The 24,359-nt window shown below is 71.2% G+C and carries 21 protein-coding genes; 13 read left to right on the top strand and 8 right to left on the bottom strand.

Going from position 1 to position 24,359, the window contains the following annotated elements:
• The first annotated feature begins 22 nt into the window (after window positions 1-22).
• The 10 genes from HL658_RS08555 (at window position 23) to HL658_RS08510 (ending at window position 13,715) form a co-directional block, all read left to right on the top strand.
• Window positions 23-1,846, top strand: coding sequence for a mechanosensitive ion channel family protein (locus HL658_RS08555; RefSeq protein WP_180281522.1), 1,824 nt, complete (start codon window positions 23-25; stop codon window positions 1,844-1,846).
• 103 nt (window positions 1,847-1,949) lie between these two features.
• Window positions 1,950-3,005, top strand: a complete 1,056-nt coding sequence (locus tag HL658_RS08550; RefSeq protein ID WP_180281521.1) for a tetratricopeptide repeat protein — start codon at window positions 1,950-1,952, stop codon at window positions 3,003-3,005.
• A 203-nt stretch (window positions 3,006-3,208) separates the two neighbouring features.
• Window positions 3,209-3,505, top strand: coding sequence for an acyl carrier protein (locus tag HL658_RS08545; protein ID WP_180281520.1), 297 nt, complete (start codon window positions 3,209-3,211; stop codon window positions 3,503-3,505).
• Complete coding sequence (locus HL658_RS37955; protein ID WP_180281519.1) at window positions 3,502-4,659, top strand: acyl-CoA dehydrogenase family protein; 1,158 nt, start codon at window positions 3,502-3,504, stop codon at window positions 4,657-4,659. The genes HL658_RS08545 and HL658_RS37955 overlap by 4 nt, the downstream gene beginning before the upstream one ends.
• Window positions 4,659-5,591, top strand: a complete 933-nt coding sequence (locus HL658_RS08535; RefSeq protein ID WP_246337397.1) for an amino acid--[acyl-carrier-protein] ligase — start codon at window positions 4,659-4,661, stop codon at window positions 5,589-5,591. Before HL658_RS37955 ends, HL658_RS08535 begins: the two co-directional genes overlap by 1 nt.
• Window positions 5,592-5,595: 4 nt before the next feature.
• Window positions 5,596-6,543: a DUF1839 family protein gene (locus tag HL658_RS08530; protein ID WP_180281518.1), complete on the top strand. Its 948-nt coding sequence runs from the start codon at window positions 5,596-5,598 to the stop codon at window positions 6,541-6,543.
• 124 nt (window positions 6,544-6,667) lie between these two features.
• Window positions 6,668-9,175 carry a glycoside hydrolase family 2 protein gene (locus tag HL658_RS08525; RefSeq protein ID WP_343055037.1) on the top strand — a complete coding sequence of 836 codons (2,508 nt, stop codon included), beginning with the start codon at window positions 6,668-6,670 and terminating at the stop codon, window positions 9,173-9,175.
• A gap of 11 nt (window positions 9,176-9,186) precedes the next feature.
• Entirely contained in the window at window positions 9,187-10,929 is a 1,743-nt protein-coding gene (locus HL658_RS08520; RefSeq protein WP_180281517.1) for an alpha/beta fold hydrolase, read from the top strand.
• Between the two features lie 64 nt (window positions 10,930-10,993).
• On the top strand, window positions 10,994-11,923 hold the full coding sequence (locus tag HL658_RS08515) for a dihydrodipicolinate synthase family protein (RefSeq protein WP_180281516.1): 930 nt from the start codon (window positions 10,994-10,996) through the stop codon (window positions 11,921-11,923).
• Between the two features lie 232 nt (window positions 11,924-12,155).
• Window positions 12,156-13,715, top strand: a complete 1,560-nt coding sequence (locus tag HL658_RS08510; RefSeq protein WP_211109686.1) for a tetratricopeptide repeat protein — start codon at window positions 12,156-12,158, stop codon at window positions 13,713-13,715.
• Window positions 13,716-13,730: 15 nt separating this feature from the next.
• On the opposite strand, the gene HL658_RS08505 is transcribed toward HL658_RS08510, so the two are convergent.
• A complete protein-coding gene (locus tag HL658_RS08505) occupies window positions 13,731-14,630 on the bottom strand; it encodes an SDR family oxidoreductase (RefSeq protein WP_180281515.1) in 900 nt (299 codons plus the stop codon).
• A gap of 27 nt (window positions 14,631-14,657) precedes the next feature.
• The gene (locus HL658_RS08500; RefSeq protein ID WP_180281514.1) at window positions 14,658-15,335 is read right to left on the bottom strand and encodes an O-methyltransferase; all 678 of its coding nucleotides are present in this window, start codon (window positions 15,333-15,335) and stop codon (window positions 14,658-14,660) included.
• An 87-nt stretch (window positions 15,336-15,422) separates the two neighbouring features.
• On the opposite strand from HL658_RS08500, the gene HL658_RS08495 reads away from it, so the two are divergent.
• Together HL658_RS08495 and HL658_RS08490 are read left to right on the top strand one after the other, a co-directional pair.
• Window positions 15,423-16,046: a TetR/AcrR family transcriptional regulator gene (locus tag HL658_RS08495; RefSeq protein ID WP_180281513.1), complete on the top strand. Its 624-nt coding sequence runs from the start codon at window positions 15,423-15,425 to the stop codon at window positions 16,044-16,046.
• Window positions 16,047-16,115: 69 nt separating this feature from the next.
• Window positions 16,116-17,549 carry a dipeptidase gene (locus HL658_RS08490; RefSeq protein ID WP_180281512.1) on the top strand — a complete coding sequence of 478 codons (1,434 nt, stop codon included), beginning with the start codon at window positions 16,116-16,118 and terminating at the stop codon, window positions 17,547-17,549.
• Here HL658_RS08490 and HL658_RS08485 read toward each other — a convergent pair.
• From HL658_RS08485 to HL658_RS08460, 6 genes are all read right to left on the bottom strand, one after another.
• A complete protein-coding gene (locus HL658_RS08485; RefSeq protein WP_180281511.1) occupies window positions 17,516-18,217 on the bottom strand; it encodes an HAD family hydrolase in 702 nt (233 codons plus the stop codon). The genes HL658_RS08490 and HL658_RS08485 overlap by 34 nt on opposite strands.
• Window positions 18,218-18,228: 11 nt before the next feature.
• Complete coding sequence (locus tag HL658_RS08480; protein WP_180281510.1) at window positions 18,229-19,167, bottom strand: 2-hydroxyacid dehydrogenase; 939 nt, start codon at window positions 19,165-19,167, stop codon at window positions 18,229-18,231.
• Window positions 19,168-19,180: 13 nt separating this feature from the next.
• Complete coding sequence (locus tag HL658_RS08475; RefSeq protein WP_211109699.1) at window positions 19,181-19,900, bottom strand: amino acid ABC transporter ATP-binding protein; 720 nt, start codon at window positions 19,898-19,900, stop codon at window positions 19,181-19,183.
• A gap of 134 nt (window positions 19,901-20,034) precedes the next feature.
• Window positions 20,035-20,829 (bottom strand): transporter substrate-binding domain-containing protein, encoded by a 795-nt coding sequence (locus HL658_RS08470; protein ID WP_180281508.1) that lies wholly within the window; start codon window positions 20,827-20,829, stop codon window positions 20,035-20,037.
• Window positions 20,830-20,875: 46 nt separating this feature from the next.
• Window positions 20,876-21,529 carry an amino acid ABC transporter permease gene (locus HL658_RS08465; RefSeq protein ID WP_196242129.1) on the bottom strand — a complete coding sequence of 218 codons (654 nt, stop codon included), beginning with the start codon at window positions 21,527-21,529 and terminating at the stop codon, window positions 20,876-20,878.
• Between the two features lie 16 nt (window positions 21,530-21,545).
• Window positions 21,546-22,217: an ABC transporter permease subunit gene (locus HL658_RS08460; RefSeq protein ID WP_180281507.1), complete on the bottom strand. Its 672-nt coding sequence runs from the start codon at window positions 22,215-22,217 to the stop codon at window positions 21,546-21,548.
• Window positions 22,218-22,659: 442 nt separating this feature from the next.
• On the opposite strand from HL658_RS08460, the gene HL658_RS08455 reads away from it, so the two are divergent.
• Window positions 22,660-24,348 (top strand): methyl-accepting chemotaxis protein, encoded by a 1,689-nt coding sequence (locus tag HL658_RS08455; protein ID WP_246337396.1) that lies wholly within the window; start codon window positions 22,660-22,662, stop codon window positions 24,346-24,348.
• The last annotated feature ends 11 nt before the right edge of the window (window positions 24,349-24,359 follow it).

The raw sequence follows: 24,359 nt of genomic DNA, 5'->3' as shown, positions 1-24,359 counted from the left end.
GGGAACGGTTGCTCGCGTCCGTATGCTGGCCCATGCCCTGCTGGCGGTGCTGGTGCTGTGGTCCCTTCCGGCGGCGGCCCAGTCCGCGGCCGGCACCGCGGCCGGGGCGCCGGCCGCCGGCGGGGCGCTGAACGCGACCAGCTATCTGGAGCGGTTCCCGATCTCGCCGCCGGACACCTCCAGCCCTCGCGCCACGATCGAGAGCTTCCTGCTGATCATGCAGGAGGCGGAGCGCCTGTGGGTGGGTGCCCGCGGCAGCCTCGCCAGCCGGCCGGGCTCTCAGCCGAACGCGACCGAGCAGCGCGCCATAGCGCTTGCCGACGTGCTGCTGCACAAGGCGATGGAGGTGTTCGACTTCAGCCGGATCCCGAAATCCTCGCTGGAGGCGGATTCACTGGTCGCGGTCCTGCAATTCAAAGAGATCCTGGACCGCGTGGCCCTGCCCGATCTCGGCGATATCCCCGGTGCCGCCGCCGGCACCTTCGCCGACGCCAAGGCGCAGCAGGTCCTGCCGGGGTCCTGGACGATCCCTTACACCGACCTGACCATCGTGCGGCAGGAGGCCGGGGACCAGATCGGCCGCTATCTGGTGTCGGCGCGCACGGTGGACCGGATCGAGAATGATTACCGGATCATCGTCAACAACCCGGTCCGCAAGGACGAGGGCGTCGACCTCTTCGAATACCAGCGGCGCAGCCCCGGCGGGCTGATGCCGCCGGCTTGGTTCACCCTGGTGGAGAACGGGCCGTCCTGGCTGATGGCGGACCACAACGGCCAGCCGGTCTGGAAATGGCTGGGCCGGCTGGTGGCGCTGATCGTCTTCGTGGCGATCCCCGTGCTGTTCCACCTCTGGCTCCGCCGCCGCCCGCTGCCGGATGGGGAGGCGGCGCGCAGCCTGCGGCGCATCCTGCTCCCCATGGTCATCATTCTGTGCATCTACGCCTTCCGCCACATCGTGCGGGAGGAGATCAACCTGACCGGGTCCTGGACCTTCGCCGGTTCCATGGTGACCGAGGTGATCATCTGGACGGTGGCGGCCTGGTCCGTCTACCAGGTCAGCAACGCCCTGTCGGCGTGGCTGCTGACCAGCCGCCGGCCGGGGACCGAGGCGCTGGACGTCAGCCTGCTGCGCACCGGGGTGCGGGTGTTCGGCCTCTGCCTGTCGGTGCTGGTGCTGGGCTACGGGGCGACGCAGGTGGGCATCCCCGTCTATGGCGTGGTGGCCGGCCTCGGCATCGGCGGCCTCGCCATCGCGTTGGCGGCGCAGCCGACCATGGAGAACCTGATCGGCGGCATGATCCTCTACGCCGACCAGGTGCTGCGGGTCGGCGACCTCTGCAGGCTCGGCACCCTGACCGGTACGGTGGAGATGATCGGCATCCGCTCCACCCGCATCCGCGCCGTGGACCAGACCCTGATCACGGTGGCGAACGCCGATCTGGTGAAGATGCAGATCGTCAACCTGTCGCGCCGCGCCAGCATCCACCTGCACACCGTGCTGGGCCTTCGCTACGAGACCACGCCGGAGCAGCTCCGCGAGGTGCTGCGGCAGCTCCAGCGCGTGCTCGCCGATCATCCGATGATCAAGCCGGACCCCCGTGTCCGCTTCATCCGCTTCGGCGCCCACTCGCTGGACGTGGAGGTGTTCGCCTACGTCGCCACCACCGCCTGGCCGGAGTTCCTGAAGGTCCAGGAGGAGCTGTTCCTCACCTTCACCGACGTGGTGGAGAAGGCCGGGTCCGGCTTCGCCTTCCCGTCCACCACCACCTACCTCGCCCGCGACCCCGGTTTGACCAAGGACGGCAAAAGCGCACCGGTGCGGGAGCCGGCGCACACGGACGCATGATCCGTGTGCCGGACTCTTCGCACCTGCGACACAACGCCGCGCGACGCCGCGGACTTCCCTCGTTTATGGCATTGCCGAACGGGGTTTCGCGCCGGGGTGATGCATGGATTTCGGGTTTCTCTCGCTGCCTGTGATCACCCTGTCGCTGCTGTTCGGTTATTCCGTCTTCTTCGACGTCAGCGCGGTGCTGTTCCACCCCATCGAGGTGCCGCTGACGCTCGACCAGCAGGGCTACAGCCGCCGCGTCATGTCGGCCCGGCTGGCGAACGAGGTGCGGCTCATCAAGCTGAAGGCGCGCACGGCCAAGGACGAGCGCCGCATGCTGCTGCCCGACGACGAATCGGCCATCTACACGCTGGGCGGCTATTTCGACTTCCTGACCCCGGTGCGCGCCACCCAGGAGCTGATGGGGCTGGTGGAGTTCAGTTTCGTCGGCGACGTGGTCACCCGCGACAACGAATACCGGCTGAGCGTGCGCGGCCGCAACAACCGCACCCAGCAGTTCTTCTTCGCCACCGTCGGCGCCCGGGATCCGGAGGATCTGGTCCGCCGCATGGCGATCGACATCGTGCGCTTCGTCGATCCCTACATCGTCGCCTCCTATCACTACGAGACGACGCGCGACCGGAAGGGCACCGACTACGCCGACACGCTGCGCGAGCTGCGCCATTGCGCGGCCGCCATGCCGGAGGGGGAGCGGCACTGGGCGCACAATCTGTGGGGCCTCGTCCTCCTCCAGGAGGGGCGGCCGGACGAGGCGATCGAGCGGTTCCGGCAGGCGCTGCGGCTGCGGCCGGACTTCGTGCCGGCGCTGCACAACTGGGGCAACGCGCTGCTCGCCAAGGGCGAGCACGAAGCGGCCATCGCCAGGTTCCGCGAGGTGCTGGCGCTCGACGGCGAGAGCCGCCAGCGCACGCCGCACGCCTACACCGGCTGGGCGACCGCGTTGCGCGCGCTGGGCCGGCCGGAGGAGTCCGCCGTCCTGTACCGCGAGGCCATGCAGGCCGACCCCCGCTTCGCCGAGGCCTACAACGGCTATGGCGAGCTGCTGCGCCAGACCGGTGATCTCGCCGGTGCCCGCGCCATGTTCGAGCGCGCCGCCGACCTCGACCCCCTGCGCACGGAGTTCGCCACCAACCTCGCCTCCCTGCCGGAGTGAGGCGGACCTTCCCCTCGTCAAGCGTCATCCCCGAACGCACCACCCACCCACCGGATCGCGTTGAAGCCCCGACCATGGGGTTACATCGTGTGCATCCTGCCGCTTGCGGCTGCATTCGATACAGTAACGGCACGGGCGTGCTGCCGCCGCCGTTGTATCGCGTGCCTGCACGGACGTGCTCGTTGCGAGCTGGGATGAAACGAATGAGTGACGCCATTTTCCGGGATAGCGCGGTTACCCCGCAGGACCTGACGGAGGCGATCCGCGCGGTGCTGGCGGACTGCGGCTGTCTGGCGGCCGATGCCGCCGCGCCGGCCGACGACGACGACCTCTACGGGCTCGGCCTGACCTCGCAGGGGTCGGTGCACCTGATGCTGGCGCTGGAGGACCGGTTCGGGATCGAGTTCCCGGAGCGGCTGCTGCGCCGCCGCACCTTCTCCAGCGTCGCCGCGATCCGCGAGGCGGTCGCCGGGCTCATCGACGGAACCGCCGCCGCGTGAGCGATCTCGTCCAACGCGCCGCGGCCATCGCGGCGGAGGTCGCCGGTGCATGCGCGCACGCGGTGGACCGGGACGCCAGATTCCCACACGAGTCCTTCGCCGCCCTCAAATCAGCCCGCCTGCTGGGTGCGATGGTGCCGCGCGACTTCGGCGGCGAGCAGGCGGGGCTGGCCGACATCGCCGGCGCCTGCCACGCGCTGGGCCGCGCCTGCGGCTCGACCGGGCTGATCTATGCCATGCACCAGATCCAGGTCGCCTGCATCGTGCGCCACGGCCAGGGATCGGCGTGGCACCGCGGGCTGCTGGAGCGGCTGGCGGCGGAGCAACTGCTTCTCGGGTCCGCCACCACCGAGGCCGGAGTCGGCGGCGACGTGCGGCGCAGCGTCTGCGCGCTGGGCACGGACGGCGCCCGCTTCGCCATCGACAAGCAGGCCAGCGTCATCTCCTATGGCGCCGACGCCGATGGGATTCTGGCGACCGCCCGCCGCGCCGCCGACGCGCCGCCGTCCGATCAGGTCATCACCGTGGTCATGAAGGACGATGCGCGGCTGGTCCCCTCCGACGGCTGGGACACGCTGGGCATGCGCGGCACCTGCTCCGTCGGCTACCGGCTGGTGGGGTCGGGGGGGCTGGACCAGATCCTCCCGCAGCCCTACGCCGAGATTTCCGCCCAGACCATGCTGCCGGTGACCCACATCCTGTGGAGCGCGGTGTGGCTGGGCATCGCGACGGAGGCGGTGGCGCGTGCCCGCGCCTTCATCCGCGCCGCCGCGCGCAAGACGCCGGGCACCATGCCGCCGGGCGCCGTGCGGTTGGCCGAGACGGTCGCCGGGCTCCACCAGACGCGCGCCGGGGTCGCCGACGCCATCCGCCAGTTCGAGGCGGCGGCGGACGCCGACCGGCTGTCCTCCCTGTCCTTCGCCGTCGCCATGAACGCGCTGAAGGTCAACAGCGCCACGGCGGCGGTGCGGGCGGTGGAGGGGGCGCTGCTGGTCTGCGGGCTGGCCGGCTACCGCAACGACGGGCCCTTCAGCCTGGGGCGCCTGCTGCGCGATGCCCATTCCGCCGCGCTGATGATCAACAACGACCGAATCCTTGCGAACAGCGCCGGGCTGCTGCTGGTCGACAAGGAGGACACGGGGCTGTTCGGCTGATGACCACGATCATGACCACCGCCGCCGCAGGGGCGGACGATTTCCGCGACGCGCTGATCCGGCACGGGCTGCTGATCCCCATGGGGGTGGACGGGCTGTACGGCCGCAGCGGCGTCTTCGAGGATGTGGTGGAGCGCTTCAACGCGCTGGTCACCGCGGCCGGCCAGCGCGACCGGGCGGAGGTGATGCGCTTCCCCCCCGCGCTCAACCGCCGCCATTTCGAGGAGAGCGGCTATCTGGAGAGCTTCCCGCAGCTCGCCGGCACCGTGCACAGCTTCACCGGCGGCGAGGCGGACCACCGCGCGCTCCTGAAACGGGTGGCGGCGGGGGAGGACTGGACCGCCGGCCAGACGGCGACCGGCGTGGTGATGACCCCCGCCGCCTGCTACCCCATCTACCCCACCCTGGCCGCCCGCGGGCCGCTGCCGGCCGAGGGCGCGCTGGTCGACGTCTACTCCTATTGCTTCCGGCATGAGCCGTCGCTGGACCCCGCGCGCATGCAGCTCTTCCGCATGCGGGAATACGTGCGCATCGGCACGCCGGAGCAGGTGACCGCCTTCCGCAGCGACTGGCTGGAGCGCGGCGAGGCGCTGATGCGCTCGCTGGGCGTGCCGGTGACGGTCGATCTCGCCAACGATCCCTTCTTCGGCCGGGCCGGGCGCATGCTGGCCGCCAACCAGCGCGACCAGGGCCTCAAGTTCGAGCTGCTGATCCCCATCACCAGCGCGGACAAGCCGACGGCCTGCCTCAGCTTCAACTACCACCAGGACCATTTCGGGCTGGCCTGGGACCTGCGCACGGCCGACGGCGATCTTGCCCATTCCGCCTGCGTCGGCTTCGGGCTGGAGCGGGTGGCGCTGGCTCTGTTCCGGCACCTCGGCTTCGACCCGCAGGGCTGGCCGGCCCCCGTGCGCTCGGTGCTGTGGGGGTAGCGCCATGGAAAGCTGCATCCCGCCCGCCGGCCGGTGGGCGCGGCACCCGCTGCATGATCCGGGGCGAGTCTGGCCGGAGACGAACTGCTACGTCGACCTGTGGATCGGGGTGCTGCACGCGCTGGGGCACGATCCCGCCGCCATGCTGGGCTTCACGGCGGCGCAGGATTTCGAGGGCGACCAGTTCACCTTCTTCAAGCCGCCGCCGGAGGATTTGCTGGTCCTCTACGGGCTGCGGCTCCAGGAGCTGGCGCTCTACGACGACCTCGCCGGGCACATCGCCGTGCAGCTCGGCCGCGGCCGTCTGGTGCTGGTGGAGGTCGATGGATTCCACCTGCCCGACACCGCCGGCACCACCTTCGGCACCCGGCACGAGAAGACCACCATCGCCGTGGCCGGGCTGGACCGTGCCGGCCGCCGGCTTGATTACTTCCACAACGCCGGCCGCTTCACGCTGGAGGGGGACGGGGTCGATGCCCTGCTCGCCCGCCCGCCCGGCGCCCTCTTCCCCTACGCGGAGTTCGTGCGACGGGACCGGTCGGCGCTGGACGGGGGCGCGCTGACCGACGCCGCGCGCACGCTGCTGGCCGGGCACCTCGCCCGCCGTCCGCGGGAGAACCCGGTGGCGGCGTGGCGGGCGGTCTTCCCCGAGCATCTGGCGGCGCTGACGGAGCGGCCGCTGGAGGCGTTCCACGCCTACGCCTTCAACATCCTGCGCCAGCTCGGCGCCAACGCCGAGCTGCTGGGCAGCCACGTCCGCTGGCTCGGCGACGACGGAATGGAGACGGTGACGGCCGCCTGCGACGCCCTGGCCCAGGACGCCAAGACCTTCCAGTTCCAGCTCGCCCGCGCCGTCGGCCGCCGCCGCCCCTTCGACGCCGACGCCCTGTTCGACCGCATGGAGCGGTCCTATGACACGGCGCTCGGCACCCTCGCGGCGCGCTGCGGGTAGGTGGCGGATGGTGTGCGTCGTGTTCGCGTCGGGCCCCCACCCCGGCCCCCCACCCCGGCCCTCCCCCATCTTCGACGGGGGAGGGAGAAGAAAAGCCCTCCCCCGCCCAGTGGGGGAGGGTTGGGTGGGGCCCCGACGCGACAACCTCCCCGACCAGCCCCCCGCCCTGACCATGGCCCGCGTCCACCACGCCACCGGCCGTCATGTGGTCGCGCTCGACCGCGACTGGACCTGCGCGCTCACCCCGCCGGGCGCCGCCGCCACCCCCGCCGACGCCGACCGGCTGCCCGGCTGGATCCCCGCCCCGGTCCCCGGCACCGCGGCGCAGGCGCTGCGCGACGCCGGCCTGTGGAGCCTCGACGCCCCCACCCCCCTGCACGACCGTGACGTCTGGTACCGCGTCCCCCTCCCCGGCGAGGGCACCCGCACCCTGCGCCTGCGCGGCCTCGCCACCATCGCGGAGCTGTGGCTGGACGGCGAACCTATCCTCTCCTCCGACAACATGTTCCACGCGCACGCGCTGCCCGTCCGGCTGACCGGCGCCAGCACGCTGCACATCGCCTTCCGCGCGCTGGAGCCGGTGCTGAAGCGCCAGCGCGGCCGGGGGCGCTGGCGGCCGACGATGATCGCGTCGCCGGGCATGCGCGCGGTGCGCGCCACCCTGCTCGGCCACATGCCCGGCTGGTGCCCGCCGGTGCACGCGGTCGGTCCCTGGCGCGGGGTGGAGCTGGTGGAGGAGACCGGGCCGCTCACCGTCCACGCCGCCGACCTGCGCACGGGGCTGGTGGAGGACGGGACGGCGGTGCTGGACCTGTCCCTGTCCGTCGCCTGGACCGGCGGCGGCCCGCCCCCACCGGGCCGCGTGAGTGTCGCCGGCATCGAGGCGCCGCTGGCCTGGACCGACCCGCACACCCTCGCCGGCCGGCTGCGCGCCCCCGGCCTCGCCCCCTGGTGGCCGCACACCCACGGCGAGCCGGCGCTGCACGCCATCGCCGCGACGGTCGGCGACACCGCGATCGACCTCGGCCGCACCGGCTTCCGCCGCATCGAGCGCGATCCCGGCGACGGCTTCGCCCTGCGTGTCAACGGCGTGCCGATCTTCGCCCGCGGCGCCTGCTGGAGCAGCCCTGACATCGTGGCGTTGCCCGGTACGCGCGACGCGTACGTCTCGTGGCTGGCGCTGGCGCGCGACGCCGGCATGAACATGATCCGCGTCGGCGGCACCATGCTGTACGAGGACGACGCCTTCTTCGAGCTGTGCGACGAGCTGGGTATCCTCATCTGGCAGGATTTCGCCTTCGCCAATTTCGACTACCCCACCGACGAGCTCTTCACCGCGAGCGTGCGGCGGGAGGCGGCGCAGCTCCTCGACCGCACCCAGTCCTCCCCCAGCCTCGCCGTGCTGTGCGGCGGCAGCGAGGCGGAGCAGCAGGCGGCCATGCTCGGCCTGCCGGCGGAAGCCTGGAGCCAGCCCCTGTTCGACACCGTGCTGCGGGAGGAATCGGCGCGTACGCGCCCCGATGTGCCGTACGTCACCAATTCCCCCACCGGCGGCGCCCTGCCCTTCGCGGCGGACGCGGGCGTCGCCCATTACTACGGCGTCGGCGCCTACCGCCGGCCGCTGGAGGACGCGCGGCGGGCCGGTGTGCGCTTCGCGTCGGAGTGTCTGGCCTTCGCCAACCTGCCGGACGCGGAGACCCTGCGCGGCGTGCCCCCCGTCCACCACCCCCGCTGGAAGGAGCGGGTGCCCCGCGACCTGGGCGCCCCCTGGGACTTCGAGGACATCCGCGACCATTACCTCGCCCGTCTCTTCGGCGTCGATCCCACCGCACTGCGGGCGGAGGACCCCGACCGCTACCGGCGCCTGTCCCGCGCTGTGACGGCCGAGGCGATGGAGGCGAGTTTCGCCGAGTGGCGCCGTGTCGGCTCCACCTGCGCCGGTGGCCTCGTCTGGCTGTTCCAGGACCTCTGGCCGGGGGCCGGCTGGGGCGTGGTCGGGGCGGACGGTGTGCCCAAGGCGGCGTGGCACGCGCTGAAGCGCGCCTTCCGCCCGGTGCAGGTTCTGCTGACCGACGAGGGGGTGAACGGGCTGGCCGTGCATCTGATCAACGAGACGCCGCGGCCGGTGGCCGCCACCCTGTCCTTCGCTTGCCTCGCCCGCGGCGAACGCGCCGTGGCGCAGGCCGAACGCGCGGTCGAGCTGCTGCCGCGCAGCGCGCAAGCGATCCCGGCGGCGGCGTTGCTCGGCCGCTTCTTCGACACCACCCGCGCCTACCGTTTCGGCCCGCCGGAGCATGACGCCACGGTGGCGACCCTGACGGACGCCGCGACCGGCGACCGGCTGGCCGACGCCTTCCACTTCCCCGACGGCTCCACCCCGGAGCGCGCCGACCTCGGCCTGTCGGCGGAGCCGGTGCCGGACGGGGACGGCTGGGCGCTGGTCCTGCGCAGCCGCCGCCTCGCCCGCTCCGTCCATCTCGACGACGACGGTTTCCGCATGGCCGACGAGTGGTTCCACCTGCCCCCCGGCGCGGAGCGCCGCGTGCGCCTGCTGCCGCGCCATGGGGGTGCGACCCGACCCGATGGCGAGCTGCACGCGCTGAACGCGTACGGCCCCGTACGCGTCCGATGAGCGCGTCTCCGATGACCCCCATCGTCTTCGACGGCTGTTTCGGCTGGCTGCACCCGACATCCGGTGGGACATCCGGCGGGCGCGGGGTGGTGCTGTGCGCGCCGCACAGCCACGAGGAGTGGAGCGTGCACCGCGCGTGGCGGGGCTTCGCCCGGGATCTCGCCGCCGCCGGCCTGCCCACCCTGCGCTTCGACTGGCACGGCACCGGCGACAGCGCCGGCGGCGAGGAGGAGCCGGAGCGCGTCGCCGTCTGGCTCGCCAACATCCGCGCCGCGGTGGAGCGGCTGCGTGCCGAGACCGGGGTGACGGAGGTGGCGCTGGTCGGCCTGCGGCTGGGTGCCACGCTGGCGGCGGTGGCGGCGGCCGGCATGGGCGGCGTGGACCGCCTCGTCCTGCTGGCCCCCCCGGTGTCGGGCCGCGCCTATGTGCAGGAGGTGAAGGCGCTCATCCGCCTGTCGCTGGCGGAGGACCGCGCTTCCAACGGGGCGGAGATGCCGCGCCCGCCGGAACGGGCGGACGGGATCGAGGGCTTCGGCTTCCTGTTTACCGGCGCCACCCTCGCCGATCTCGCCCGCATCGACTTGGCCGCCCTGCCCGCCCGTCCGGCGCCGCGCGTGCTGCTGCTGAACCCCGGCGGCCTCCGCGGCGTGGACCGCCTCGCGTCCCGCCTGACGGAACTCGGCGCCGAGCTGGCGGAGGAGGGGTTCCCCGACTTCGCCCGCCTGATGCGCAGCGCGGAGACCGGGCACGCGCCCGCGGCACCCTTCGCCGCCGCCGTCTCCTGGCTGGCCGCGGACGCGCCGCCCGCGGCTCCGGCCGCTATCCTGTCGGCCCTGACGGAGCCGGTGCTGCCTCTGCCGCAGGCGGTGGAGCGTCCGGTGCGCTTCGGCGCCATGGGGCGGCTGTTCGGGGTGCTGTGCACGCCGGCCGCACCCACCGACCGCCCCGCCCTGCTCTTCCTCAACAGCGGCATCACCCACCATGTCGGCTCCGGCCGGGCGGCGGTGGAGTTCGCGCGGCGGCTGGCGGTCCAGGGCTTTCCCTCGCTGCGCATCGACGTGGCCGGGATCGGCGACAGCGAGTCACCGCCGGACGGGGTGGACAACCGCCTCTACCGCCGCGATTCCCTGCCCGACGTGCTGGCGGCGGTGGACTGGCTGGCCGCCCAGGGCTTCGGCCGGGTGGTCGCGGTGGGGCTGTGCGCCGGGGCGGCGCTGGCGTTGAACGCCGCGCTGGCCGACGAGCGCATCGTCGGGCAGGTGGTGGTGAACCCCGGCCGTTTCGTGCTGGGCGAGGGCATCACGGCGGAGATGGCGGTGCGCTCCGCCGCCCGCGCCGCCGACCGCTACGCCGGCATGCTGACGCGGCCCGAGGCGTGGCGCGCCCTGCTGCGCGGCGACCCGCGGGTGCTCCAGGTCGCGCGCACGCTGGGCGGCCGGGCCGCGGGCGGCGTGCGGCGCTGGTGGACCCGGCTGGCGACCCGCGGTGACGGGGCGGATGTTGCGGCCACCGGGGTGTTGGAGGCGTTCCGCCGTCTGGACGCGCGCGGCGTGCGCACCCTGCTGGTCTACGCCGCCGACGACGTGACGCTGGGCGAGCGCGACGCCCATCTCGGCCGCGGCGCGCGGCGGCTGGCAGGTCTGGCGCGCACGCGGCTGGAGTGTGTGCCCGGCGCCGACCACAGCTTCCTGCTGTCCCCCGCCCGCGAACGCCTCGCCCGCCTGATCGAGGGGCATCTGGCGGCGAAGGGCTGACAGCGCGGCGGCTCGCCCTATACTCTGCGCACCAACGACCACCAGACGCGCAAGGAGGCGGCCCATGCCGCTCGACGAGACGGCCGAGGGCGTGTACGCCATCGCCCCCACCCCCTTCCACCCCGACGGGCGCATCGACCACGACTCCGTCGACCGCATGACCGACGCCTACGTCGCTGCCGGCTGCACCGGCATCACCGTGCTCGGCATCATGGGCGAGGCGCCGAAGCTGGAGCCTGCGGAATCGCTGGAGATCGCCGGCCGCATCATCCGCCGCGCCGGCCTGCCCATCGTCGTCGGCGTGTCGTCGCCCGGCTTCGCCGCCATGCGCTCGCTGGCGCGCGGGGTGATGGAGATGGGGGCGGCCGGGGTGATGATCGCCCCGCCGCCGTCGCTGCGCACCGACGACCAGATCGTCACCTATTTCCGGCAGGCGGTGGAGGCCATCGGCGACGACATCCCCTGGGTGCTCCAGGACTACCCGCTCACCCTGTCGGTGGTGATGACCCCCGCCGTGATCCGCCGCATCGTCATGGACAGCCCCTCTTGCCGGATGCTGAAGCACGAGGATTGGCCGGGTCTGGAGAAGATCTCGGCCCTGCGCGGCTTCCAGAAGGACGGCAGTTTGCGCCCGCTCTCCATCCTCTGCGGCAACGGCGGCCTGTTCTTGGATTTCGAGATGGAGCGCGGCGCCGACGGCGCCATGACCGGCTACGCCTTCCCCGAGATGCTGGTGGACGTCGTCCGCCTGCAGAAGGCCGGTGAACGCGACGCCGCCCACGACCTGTTCGACGCCCATCTGCCGCTGGTCCGCTACGAGCAGCAGCAAGGGGTGGGTCTGGCGGTGCGCAAATACGTGATGCACCGCCGCGGCATCCTGACCTCCGACGCCCAACGCACCCCCGCCGGCAAACTGACCCCCGCGGCAAAGGCCGAGGTCGACTACCTGCTGTCCCGCGTGGCGCGGGTGGACCGCCGCGCGGCCGTGGGCTGACCCCGGCAAACCAACCCTCTCTTGCCCCCGGCGGGAGAGGGGGCTTACCTTACGCGATCATCGTATCGCGTCAGCGACCACGCGGTGCAGTTGTTCAATATCCTACCCGCCAGTGCACTTCGTCCTAGGCTTTCAAGCACCTTGCGGGAACCGCGGCGGTCGTTGGCGGCGTTGCTGCATTGTTGGGCGGCGTCTATACTCGCGGTGGTAGATCGGGATCGTGGGGGCGCGCATGCTGGGGGAAGGCTGGATTGGGCAGGCGCTCAATTGGCTGATCGGCAATCCAGGAGTGACGTGGAGCGGCATCGGCGTGCCCCTTGCCGTTGCCGTGGCCGGATTGCTCTGGAGGCTGTTCCGGCGTCCTCCGCCAAGCGTTCCGACACTCGTCCCGGCCACGCCGCAGAACACCATAAGCCACTCGGCCGGCGCCGTTCAGGGGGTGACCGGGGGCGGCCCTGTGACCATCACCACCAACATCGGCGCACCGCCAATCGACCCGATGCAGATCGTTCGGGAATACGGCGCCGCCATGGAGGCCAAGGCCCATGCCGAAGCGGCCACGCTGGATGCAAAGCGCGAGGCGGCGGATAAGGCAGCGCGACTGGAGGAAACACAGAAGGAGTTAGCCGCCGCCGTTTCCGCGCTCGACGCGCTGCGGCGCGACCTCCCCGCCCAGGCCCCTGGCATCGACTCCGCCCTTGCTGCTCTCCGCGAGGGCCGCGCGGCAGACGCGGAGTCCCTGTTCACCATGGTACTCGCCGCCCGCGAGGCCGCCGGCCGCGAACAATTCCGCGAAGCCGCCGCCGCCGCCCGCCACTTGGGCGCTTTGGCCTTCTTGCATGATACGGGGAAGGCGCTGGCGGCCTACCGCAAGGCAGTGGAACTGGACCCGGAGAACGCGGACGGGTGGAATCTGCTCGGCCATTTGCTGATGCGCGTCGGGGATCTCGACGGGGCCGAGCGTGCCTATGGCCGTGTGGTGGAGCTGGGAGAACGGGCAGGCGACAAGGTTACGGTCGCGGCTGGCTACGGCAACCTCGGCCTGATCCACCAGACGCACGGCGATCTCGACCTTGCGGAGGCGTTCCATCGCAAGTCGTTGGCGCTGGAGGAGGAACTCGGTCGCAAGGAGGGGATGGCGAACCAGTACGGCAACCTCGGCCTGATCCACCGGGCGCGCGGCGATCTCGACGGTGCGGAGGCGTTCCATCGCAAGTCGTTGGAGCTTAATGAGGAACTCGGCCTCAAGGAGGGGATGGCGAACCAGTACGGCAACCTCGGCCTGATCCACCAGACGCGCGGCGATCTCGACCGTGCGGAGGAGTTCCTTCGCAAGTCGTTGGCGCTGAATGAGGAGCTCGGCCGAAAGGAGGGGATGGCGAGCGACTACGGCAACCTCGGCCTGATCCAAAAGGCGCGCGGCGATCTCGACGGTGCGGAGGCGTTCTTCCGCAAGTCGTTGGTGCTGGAGGAGGAACTCGGCCGCAAGGAGGGGATGGCGAACCAGTACGGCAACCTCGGCCTGATCCACCGGAGGCGCGGCGATCTCGACCTTGCGGAGGAGTTCCTTCGCAAGGCGTTGGCGCTGGATGAGGAACTCGGCCGCAAGGAGGGGATGGCGAACCAGTACGGCATCCTCGGCGTCGTGTTCGAAGCCCGCGGTGACCGGGTGCGGGCGGAGGAGCATTTCCGTAAGGCGCTGGCCCTGTTCCGGCAGGTCGGGATGGCGCGGGAGATCGCGATTGCCGAACGCAACCTCAAGCGCATCGGCGCCGCGGTGCCGGCGCCCTGACGCTCCGCCGCCGGCTCATGCCGGCAGCCCCGCCCCGGCACCAACCACCGGCGCGTAATAGCCGGCCTGCGCGATTTCGGCGAGCAGGCCCGGCCCGGTGGGCTTCCAGCCGGTCAGCCGGCGGGTGCGCTCGCTGGTGGCCGCCATGTCGCCGCCGGCGAAGTCGGCGAACCAGCCGAAATGCTCGCGGCCCCGCGGTTCCACCGGCACGCCCAGGACCCCGCCGATGACGGCGGCGATGTCGCGGAACGGCACGCCCTCGTCCGCCGCCGCGTGGTAGGCGGTCTCGGTCACCCCCTGCTCCAGCGCCAGCCGGTAGAGCCGCGCCGCGTCCTGCCGGTGGACGCTCGCCCAGCGGTTGGCGCCGTCGCCGAGGAAGGCCGACACGCCGGTCCGCTGCGCCAGCCGGATCAGGTGGGGCACGAAGCCGTGCGTCTCGCCGACGCCGTGGACCGACGGCGCCAGCCGGACGGTGGCGATGCACCCGCCCCGGTCCCGCACGGCTTGCGCCGCCGCTTCCGATTGCCGGGCGAAGGCCGCGTCGGGCGCATCATCCTCGGTCGCCAGCCGGCCCGGGGCGAGCTTGGCGAGGCCGGAGGTGACGAGCATCGGGCGATCCGATCCGCGCAGCGCCGCACCCATGGCCTCGATCGCCTGGCGGTCCTCGGCCGCACCGGCGGGAAAGTTGGCGAAGTCGAAAGCGGTGTGGATCACCGCGTCGGCCTCATCGGCCGCCCGGGCGAGCCTGTCGAGATCGGCGAGCGTGCCCAGCAGCGCGTGGGCGCCCAGGACTTCGAGCGCGAACGCCTTCTCCGCGCTGCGCGACAGGCCGGTGACGTGGTGCCCCGCCGCGAGCAGGTCGGCGACGATGGCCGACCCGACCCACCCGGTGGCACCGGTGACAAAGACGCGCATGGCGTTCCTCCGAGAAAAGAAAGGGTCTCACCCGAGCTTCATGGACAGCTCGACGTCGTTGGCGAAGGGGACGGACAGGTAGCCCTGCGTGAGGTCCCGCACGCGGGCGACATAGCCGGGGCAGAAATCCACATTGTCGGCGACGACGAGCGCGCCGGGCCGCAGCCGGCTCTCCACCCGGTCGAGGATGTCGGGGTACAGCCCCTTGGCCCCGTCGAGCAGCAGCAGGTCGACCGTCACCGGCAGGTCGCGGGCCAGCGTTTCCAGCGCGTCGCCCTCGCGGAACTCGACCAGGTCGGCGAGGCCGGCGGCGTCGAGGTTGGCCCTGGCGCGGGCGACTTTGGAGGGCTCGAACTCGCTGGTGATCAGCCGCCCGCCACCATTGTCGCGCAGCGCCGCCGCGAGGCAGATCGTCGACAGCCCGAACGACGTGCCGAACTCGACGATCGAGGTCGCGCGGAGGCTGCGCGCCAGCGTGTAGAGCAGCGTGCCGGTCTCGCGCGACACGGCAAGCGGGATGTCCTTCAACCGGCTGTAAAGCGCGCCGTAGTCGGTGCGGCTGCCGAGCAGCCGCGCCTGTTCGTCCGCTGTGAGCCCGTTCCAGTACTCGGCCATGGACGGGATGGTCGCCGGATCCAGCGCGTCGTCCTCGGCGAACAGGCGGTCGAGCAGCGGCGCCACGGGCGCCGTGGTGAAGGTGGTCATCGGGAATGTCCGTTGTGTGGGGGGTGTCGTCGCGGTAAAAATACGAACAATCCGTCAGCTTTCCAATTCGCATTGGGCAGACCGCGCATGGCACCTCCCGCAAGTCCCCGGATTTCCTCGCGAAAAGCCCCCAAACAGGCGCGCTCGACGGCGCTGGTGGAGGCGGTTTTGCAGGCGGCGGCTCAGGTTTTGGCGAGGGAGGGCACGCCCCGCTTCACCATGGCGCGGGTGGCCGAGGCCGCCGGCGTGAGCGTGGGGTCGCTCTACCAGTATTTCCCGAACAAGGCCGCGCTGCTGTTCCGGCTGCAAAGCGACGAATGGCGGGAAACCGGCGACCTGCTCGGCCGCATCCTCGAAGACCGCGCGCGGCCTCCGTTCGACCGGCTGCGGGCCGTCGTCCACGCCTTCATCCGGTCGGAGTGCGAGGAGGCGGCGCTGCGCGTCGCGCTGGACGACGCCGCCCCCTTCTACCGCAACGCGCCGGAAGCCCACGCCGCCAAGGCATCGGGCTCGCGGGTGATCCGCAACTTCCTGGAGGAGGTTCTGCCGCACGCCACCGAGGAGCAGCGCGCGCTGGCCGGCACCCTGATCAAGACGACGATGAGCCAGGTCGGCAAGACCTTCTCCGAAACCGCGCCATCCGAGGACGGGATCCGGCACTTCGCCGACTCCATGGCCGACATGTTCTGCGCGTATCTGAAGCAGATCTGACGGGGGCCGACGGTCTTGACGCCATGACCCCCGTGCTTCCACGATCCACCGGACGGTCGGGAGCTGCCCATGCACATCACATGGTCCGATCTGGTGTCCGGTGCCGCCGATGCCCTGGATGGTGTCCGGGTCGAGGTCACGGGATGGATGGTGCCGGTCGATGACCGCGAGGAGCACGGCTGTTTCCTGCTGGCGCCGGAACCGCCCTGCTGCGCCGCCTGCCCGCCGACCGATCCGCTGACGACCATCGCGGTGTTCGCGTCGCACCCGATCGGTCATCCGGGGGCGGAGCTGCGCGTGGCGGGGCAGTGGCGGCGGGTGACCGACGATGCCGCCGGATGGCTCTTCCAGTTGCGTGACGCCGTGCCGATCCCCGCCGAAGCCGCACCCCCGACCGCGTTCGCGTTCACCCGGCGCGGCATGCTGGCGGCGGGGGCCGCGATCGGCCTGTCGGCCTTCGGCTCCGGCCGGGCCTATGGCGCGGCGGGTGAGGACAGCCGGTCGGCGGCGCGTCGAATTCTCGCCGACACGCTGACCGTGGACCTGCACAGCCACGCCGGACGGGTGCTGCCGGGCCGTGACGCCTCCCGCCCGCGGCCGTTCGAGGCACTGGCCGAGCCGATGCGCGACGGCGGCCTGTCCGTCGCCTGCCTCGCCATCGTCGCCGACAGCCCGACGACGGAGATCACGCCCGAACGCCGCATCAGGGCCGTCCGGCAGCCGGAGCCGGGCGAGCTCCACGCCTGGGGCCGGGCGGCCCTCGACCGCCTCCACCGCCTGATCGCCGAACAGCGCCTCGCCGTGGTGACCGACGCCGCGACGCTGCGGGCCGCGCGCACCGCCGGGCCGGCGGTCGTGGTCGCGGCGGAGGGGGCCGATTTCCTGGAAGGGGTCGCCGACCGGCTCGACGAGGCGCACGCCGGGTACCGGCTGCGGCACCTGCAGCTCACCCACTACCGCGTCAACGAGCTGGGCGACATCCAGACCGAGACGCCGGTGCATGGCGGGCTGACGGCGTTCGGGGCGGAGGTCGTCCGCCGCTGCAACCGGCTGGGCATCGTGGTCGATGTCGCGCACGGCACCACCGATCTCGTCAAGCGGGCCGCGGCCGTCACCACGAAACCGTTGGTGCTGTCCCACACGTCGCTGGCCGTCACATCACTGTCTGGCCGGCCGCCGCGGCGCAGCCGCCGCATCACCGCGGACCACGCGCGCATCGTCGCCGGAACCGGCGGGGTGGTCGGCGTGTGGCCGCCAACCTCCGAATTCCCCGATCTAACCGCCTACGCGGGCGGCGTCGCCCGCATGGCCGACGCCGTCGGGGTGGACCATGTCGGCATCGGCAGCGACATGATGGGGCTGCTGTCGCCGTCGGCCCTGCCGAGCTACCGACGGCTGCCGCACCTCGCCGCGAGCCTGCTGGAGGTCGGCTTCCGTCCGGACGAGATCGGCCGCATCCTGGGCGGCAACTACGCCCGCGTCTTCGCCGCCAGCGTGGGCTGACCCGCACCCCGCCCCATCGCCCGCCGCGCCCCGTCCTCGAAATCCGTCAGGTCCGCAATGGTGACGGTGCCCGCCGGGAACGGGTTCTCCACCCCCGGTGCGACGATGCCGAGGAAGGGCAGGCCGCAGGCCTCCGCGGCGTCGGAATCATGGGTGGAGTCGCCGACGAACAGCGTCCGGGCGGGGTCGAGGCCATGGTCGGCCAGCAGGCCGGGCACGATCTGTTTCTTGGTCAGCGGTGAGCCGCGCACCGCGGTGAACAGGCGGGCGAGGCCGCGGCGATCCACGATGCGGCGCAGCTCGTCCTCCGGCGTGGCGGAGACGACGAAGACGGGAACATGGCCGGCGTGGCGCTCCAGCGTCCCGATGGCGCCGGGGATGGCGGGGGCTTCCGCCACCCGGTCCTCCACCAGCGCCGCGAAGCGTTCCGCCAGCTCGCGCAGCCGTTCCTCGCTCAACGGGCGGCCGAGCAGCGTCTCCTCGAAATACCGGAACTTCACGAAGCGGGAGACGCCGCCGTTGACCCGCTGGTAATCGGCGACGGCGCGGCGCACCTCGGGCCCCTCGTCGGCGTAGAAGTCGACGAAGGCGTCGAGCTTCAGCGTCGCCGAATCCAGGATCACACCGTCGAAGTCGAAGACGATTCCGTCGAACGGGCGCTCGGTCATTCCACTCACACTCACACCACGGGGGTTGGCAACGGCTCGCCGGCAAAATAGGCCGCGAGGTTCGCCAGCACCAGCTCCCCCATCGCCGTGCGCGTCTCCAGCGTGGCGCTGGCCTGGTGCGGCACCAGCACCACCTGGTCCATGGCGAACAGGGCCTCCGGCACATGCGGCTCGTGGGCGAAGACGTCGAGCGCCGCCCCGCCCAGCCGGCCCTCGGCCAGTGCGTCGATCAGCGCGGCCTCGTCCACCACGCTGCCGCGGGCCACATTGACCAGCAGCCCCTCCGGCCCCAGCGCGTCGAGCACCGCGCGGTCCACGAGGTTGCGGGTGCCGGCCCCGCCGGTGACCGCGACGACGAGGATGTCGCTCTCGGCCGCCAATTGAACCGGGTCGGGCACGAAGCGCCAGGGGGCGCCATCGGCCGGCTTGCGGTTGGTGTAGGCGATCTCCATGCCGAAGCCGGCGGCCCGCTGCGCCACCGCCCGGCCGATGCCGCCAAGGCCGAGGATGCCCAGCCGCTTGCCGGTCGCCTTGCGCGCCAGCGGCATGCGCTCAGCCGGCCAGCGCCCGGCCCGCAAGAAGCGGTCGGCCTGGGTCAGCCGGCGCATGCCGGCCAGCAGCAGCGCCATGGCGAGGTCGGCCACATCGTCGGTCAGCACGCCGGGGGTGGTGGTGACTCGGATGCCGCGCTCCTTGGCGTGGACGAGGTCCACGGCGTCGGTGCCGATGCCGTTGATGGCGATGATGCCGAGGTTCGGCAGTGCCTCCACCAGCTCCCGGCCGGCCCCGGTGCCGCCGCCGGTGGCGATCGCCCGCACGCGCGGCCCCACCTCCGCCAGCAGCGCCGCACGGTCGGGGGCCGCCGACAGCCGGTGCACGGTGTAGGCGGCGTCCAGCTTCGCCTCGATGGCGGCCATCATGGGTTCGACGAGGATGATCTCGGGCTTCATGGGTGTGGACCGTTCAGTGCGGGAGAATCTGGCCGAGGAAGTTGCGCGTGCGTTCCGACTTCGGGTTGGCGAAGAACTCTTCGGGCGGCGCCTGCTCGACGATCTCGCCGCGGTCCATGAAGATCACGCGGTCCGCGACCGAGCGGGCGAAGCCCATCTCGTGGGTGACGCACAGCATGGTCATGCCGTCGTCGGCCAGCCCGATCATGGTGTCGAGCACCTCCTTCACCATCTCGGGGTCCAGCGCGGAGGTCGGCTCGTCGAACAGCATGATCTTGGGGTTCATACAGAGCGCGCGGGCGATGGCGACGCGCTGCTGCTGCCCGCCGCTGAGCTGGCCGGGGTACTTGTCGGCCTGGTCGGGGATGCGCACCCGCTCCAGGTATTTCATGGCGATGGCGCGCGCCTCGGCCTTGGAGGCGCCGCGCACCTTCATCGGCGCCAGCATGCAGTTGCCGAGCACCGTCAGGTGCGGGAACAGGTTGAAGGACTGGAAGACCATCCCGACCTCGCGCCGCACGGTGTCGATGGTGCGCAGGTCACGGCCAAGCTCCACCCCGTCCACCGTGATTCGGCCCTTCTGGTGCTGCTCCAACTGGTTGATGCAGCGGATCAGGGTCGACTTGCCGGAGCCTGACGGGCCGCACACCACGATGCGCTCGCCGGCGCGGACCTGGAGGTCGATGTCCTTCAGCACCTGGAAATCGCCGAACCATTTCTGCACGCCCTCCATGGCGATGATCACCCGATCGCCGATGTGGTGGGCGGGGACGTGGTCCAGTTCCGGATTGACCGCGACCGGCTGCATGGGGCCTCCCTCTCTGGTCAAGGAGCCCTCTCCCCGCCGGGGAGAGGGCTGTTCAAAGGTCACGGCGCCTTGATCTCCGGCAGCTCGGTGCCCAGCCACTTCTTGTGGATGGCGTTCAGCTCGCCGTTCTTCTTGATGGTGCCGATGAAGTCGTTGACCCAGGCCATCAGCGCATCCTGGCCCTGGCGCAGCGCCACGGCGTTGGGCTGCTGGCGGAACACGAACTTCATCTCGTAGTTGGCGGACGGCGCCATCGCCTTGATCTCCTTGGCGACGACGTTGCTGACGCCGATCGAGTCCACCTGCCCCGACAAGAGCGCCTGCACCGCGCTGGCGTCGTCGTCGAAGCGCATGATGCGCGCCTCCTTGGGTGCGGCGTTGGTGACGGCCTGGTCCTGGGTGCTGGCGCGCACCACGCCGACGCGCTTGCCGGCGAGGTCGGCGGCGGCCTTGATCGCGGTCTTCTCCGGGGCCAGCACGCCGATCTCGATGGCGGCGTAGGGGGCGGAGAAGGCGACCTGCTTGGCGCGCTCCGGCGTGATGCCGAGCGAGGCGATCAGCAGGTCCACCTTGCCGGTCAGCAGGTAGGGGATGCGGTTGGGGCCGGTGACCGGCACGATCTCCAGCGGCAGGCCCATGGCCTTGGCCATCAGCTTGGCGACGTCGGCGTCGTAGCCGTCGGGCTTGTTCTCGGCGTTGGTGATGCCGAAGGGCGGGAAGTCCACCAGCATGCCGACGGTCAGCTTGCCCTTGCCCTTGATCTCCTCGACCGTCTGGGCGGCGGCGGGAAGGGCGGACAGAAGACTGAGGCCGGCGGCGAGCGTGATGCCATGGAGAACGGCGCGACGGTGCATGGTGGTTTCCTCGGTTGATGATGGCGGTTTCTTGGGTGTGGCCCGGTCAGCGCGCCGGCGCGGACAGGCGGCGTTCCAGGTAGGTGCTCAACAGCGACAGCGGCCAGCACATCGCGAAATAGATCGCGGCCACGATGCTGAAGACCAGGAAGGGCTTGAAGGTGGCGTTGTTGATGATCTGGCCGGCGCGGGTCAGCTCGGTGAAGCCGATGATGGCGGCCAGCGAGGTGCTCTTGATGAGCTGCACCAGGAAGCCCACCGTCGGCGGGAGGGCGATCTTCGCGGCCTGCGGCAGGATCACGTACATCATGCGGCCGGGGTAGCGCAGGCCCAAGGCCCCCGCCGCCTCCCACTGGCCCTTGGGCACCGCCTGGATGCAGCCGCGCCAGATCTCGCCCAGGAAGGCGCTGGCGTTCAGCGTCAGCCCCAGCGCCGCCGCGGCCCAGGGGTTGACGTCGAAGCCCAGCACCGTGGCCCCGAAGAACACCAGGAACAGCTGCATCAGCAGCGGCGTGCCCTGGAAGAGCTGGATGTAGCTGGTGGACGCCAGCCGCAGCGGCTTGATGGTGGAGGTGCGGGCCAGCGCGATGCCCAGCCCGACGATGGCGCCGCCCAGGAAGGCGATGGCCGACAGCGCCAGCGTCCATTGCGCGGCGGTCAGGATGAACAGGAACTCGTTGTACCCGAACGGACGGATCATGGCGGGCCCCCTCCCCTCACCGGCGGTCGGCGTAGCCGAAGGCGACGCGCTGGATGGCGGCGAAGGCGGCCGAGAAGGCCAGCGCCAGCCCCAGATAGATGACCGTCACGACGATGTAGACCTCGAAACTGCGGAAGGTCTGCGACTGGATGTTGTTGGCGATGGAGGTCAGCTCCTCCGCCGAAATCGCCGACACCACGCTGGAGCCCAGCATCAGCAGGATGAACTGGCTGGTCAGCGCCGGGTACACGGTGCGCAGCGCCGGCTTCAGCACCACGTAGCGGAACACCTGCAGCCGCTTCAGCCCCAGCGCCAGCCCGGCCTCGATCTGGCCCTTGTGGATCGATTCGATGCCGGCGCGGATGATCTCGGTGGCGTAGGCGCCGACATTGACCACCATGGCGAACAGCGCCGCCATGTCCGGCGACAGCCGGATGCCCGCCGCCGGCAACCCGAAGAAGACCAGGAAGATCTGCACCAGGAAGGGCGTGTTGCGGACCACCTCCACATAGGCGGTGATCAGCCAGCGCACCGGCTTCGGCCCCGAGGTGCGCCCGAGCGCGCAGAGGATGGCGACCGCCAGCCCCAGCACCATGGCGCCGATGGAGAGCTGGACCGTCAGCCAGGCCCCGGCCAGAAGCGCGTCCGTCTGCTCGAACACCGGTCCGAACTGGAAGGAATATCCCACGGGCTGTCTCCCACCCTTCGTGGCGGCTCATCGAGCGGCGGCCGGGACGCCCTTGCGGCAGCGGCGAGCTTGCGGCGGGCGTTTCGTGTGCGTACGGAGGCCACGTTATTTGGATCGATCCAAAAAGGCAAGGCCGAATTGTGCGATGAGTGATCATCCGTTGGACGGAGATTCCGCCCTGCCACGGCCCTGTGACGCCTTGCCACGGCCCTTCGTTCGGCCGGTTCGCCATGCAACAATTTGTAATAATCGACATAACTGCCCGCAAGATGATTCAAGCACAGCAATTTGCGTCAATCGTCATGCCATAAATCGGCGGAAGGTAAGAATCAGATCCAAAGCTTCTCTTTAAACTCTTCTTAAACGACCGTGCTTCATACATGGATATGCAGGAAAGACATGACGAGGCTGTCGGCTGGCCTTGAACACTGGAGGATTGAGCATGTTTGGTGGTTTCAAAGGGATGACCCTGCGCGTGCGGCTGGCTCTGCTGGTCGGCATGGCGGTGTTGGCGGTGGCCGTCACGGGCGCCCTGTCCGCGCGGATGATGCATGGCCAGCTCGTCGAGGACCGGATGAGCCAGTTGCGGTCGATCGTCGAGGGCGCCGGTGGAATCGCCGCCAAGCTCCAGAAGGAGGTCGATGCCGGAAAGATGACCCGCGAAGCGGCGGTTGCCGAATTCGGCCGCGTGATCGGCGGGTTCGTCTACGGTGAGAACGACTACATCTTCGCCTACGACCGCAATGGCGTCACCGTGGCGCATCCCAACCCGAAGATCATGGGGACCAGCCGGCTGGAGGTGGCGACCAACGGCCGCTATCTGGTGCGGGAGATGTTCGAGGGGGCCAAGGCGACCGGCGAGTCGGTGATCCATTACGATTACCCGCGCCCCGGAACCACCGTGCCGGCGCCGAAGATGAGCTTCACGAAGATGTTTCCGGGCCTGGACCTGCTGATCGGGACCGGCGTCTACATCGACGACATCGACCGCCGCTTCGCCACCATCGCCTGGACGCTGGCGGCCACCGTTCTGGGTCTGGCGGTCGCGGCGGCGGTCGTCGCGGTCTTTGTCGGACGCAGCATCAGCCGCCCGCTCGCCAGCCTGGAGGCGCGCATGCACCGGCTCGCCGAGGGTCACCTGGACGGCGAGATCGAGGAGGCCGCCCGCCGCGACGAGATCGGCTCCATGGGCCGCGCCGTCCAGGTGTTCCAGCGCAACGCCCAGGCCAAGCAGCGGCTGGAGTCGGAGCAGGCGGAGACCGTCCGGCGGACCGAGGAGGAGCGTCGCGCCACCCTGCGCCGTCTGGCCGAGACCTTCGAGGGCAGTGTCGGCAGCGTGGTCCGCACCGTTTCCGAACAGGCGGCGGCGATGGAGAGCCAGGCGCGCAGCATGGTCGGGGCCGCCGACCTCACCAACGAGCAGGCGACCGCCGTCGCCTCGGCGACCGCCCGGACCTCGGCCAACGTGCAGGAGGTGGCGTCGGCGTCGGAGGAGCTGACCGCCACCATCGCCGAGATCGGCCGCCAGGTGAACGAATCCGGCCGCATCTCGGGCGAGGCCGTGTCGCTGGCGCAGAACGCCGACGGCAAGGTGGCCGGGCTGGCCGACGCGGTGCAGCGCATCGGCACGGTGGTCGAGCTGATCAACAACATCGCCAGCCAGACCAACCTCCTCGCCCTCAACGCCACCATCGAGGCGGCGCGCGCCGGTGAGGCCGGCAAGGGCTTCGCCGTGGTGGCGAGCGAGGTGAAGACGCTGGCGACCCAGACCGCCAAGGCCACCGAGGAGATCGCCAGCCAGGTGACCGCGATCCAGACCGCCACCGGCGACGCCGTGAACGAGATCCGGGCCGTGGTGCAGGTGATCGAGCGGGTGAACGGCATCGCCTCCGGGATCGCCGCCGCGGTCGAGCAGCAGGGTGCGGCGACGGCGGAGATTTCCCGCAACGTCCAGCAGGCCGCGCGCGGCGCCCAGGACGTGTCCGTGCGCATCACCAGCGTCAACGACGCCGCCGGCGAAAGCGGCCGGGCGGCGCGGGAGATCCTCGACCACGCCCAGCATCTCGGCGGCCATGCCGAAACGCTGAACCGCGAGGTGACCTCGTTCCTGCGGACGGTGCACGCCGCCTGATCCCGGGTGCC

Origin of the sequence: Azospirillum oleiclasticum, assembly GCF_013423485.1 — a bacterium.
In the GTDB taxonomy this organism is placed as follows: Bacteria; Pseudomonadota; Alphaproteobacteria; order Azospirillales; family Azospirillaceae; genus Azospirillum; species Azospirillum oleiclasticum.
Note: the sequence above shows the minus strand (reverse complement) of the source record. Positions and strands in the feature narration are given on the sequence as shown.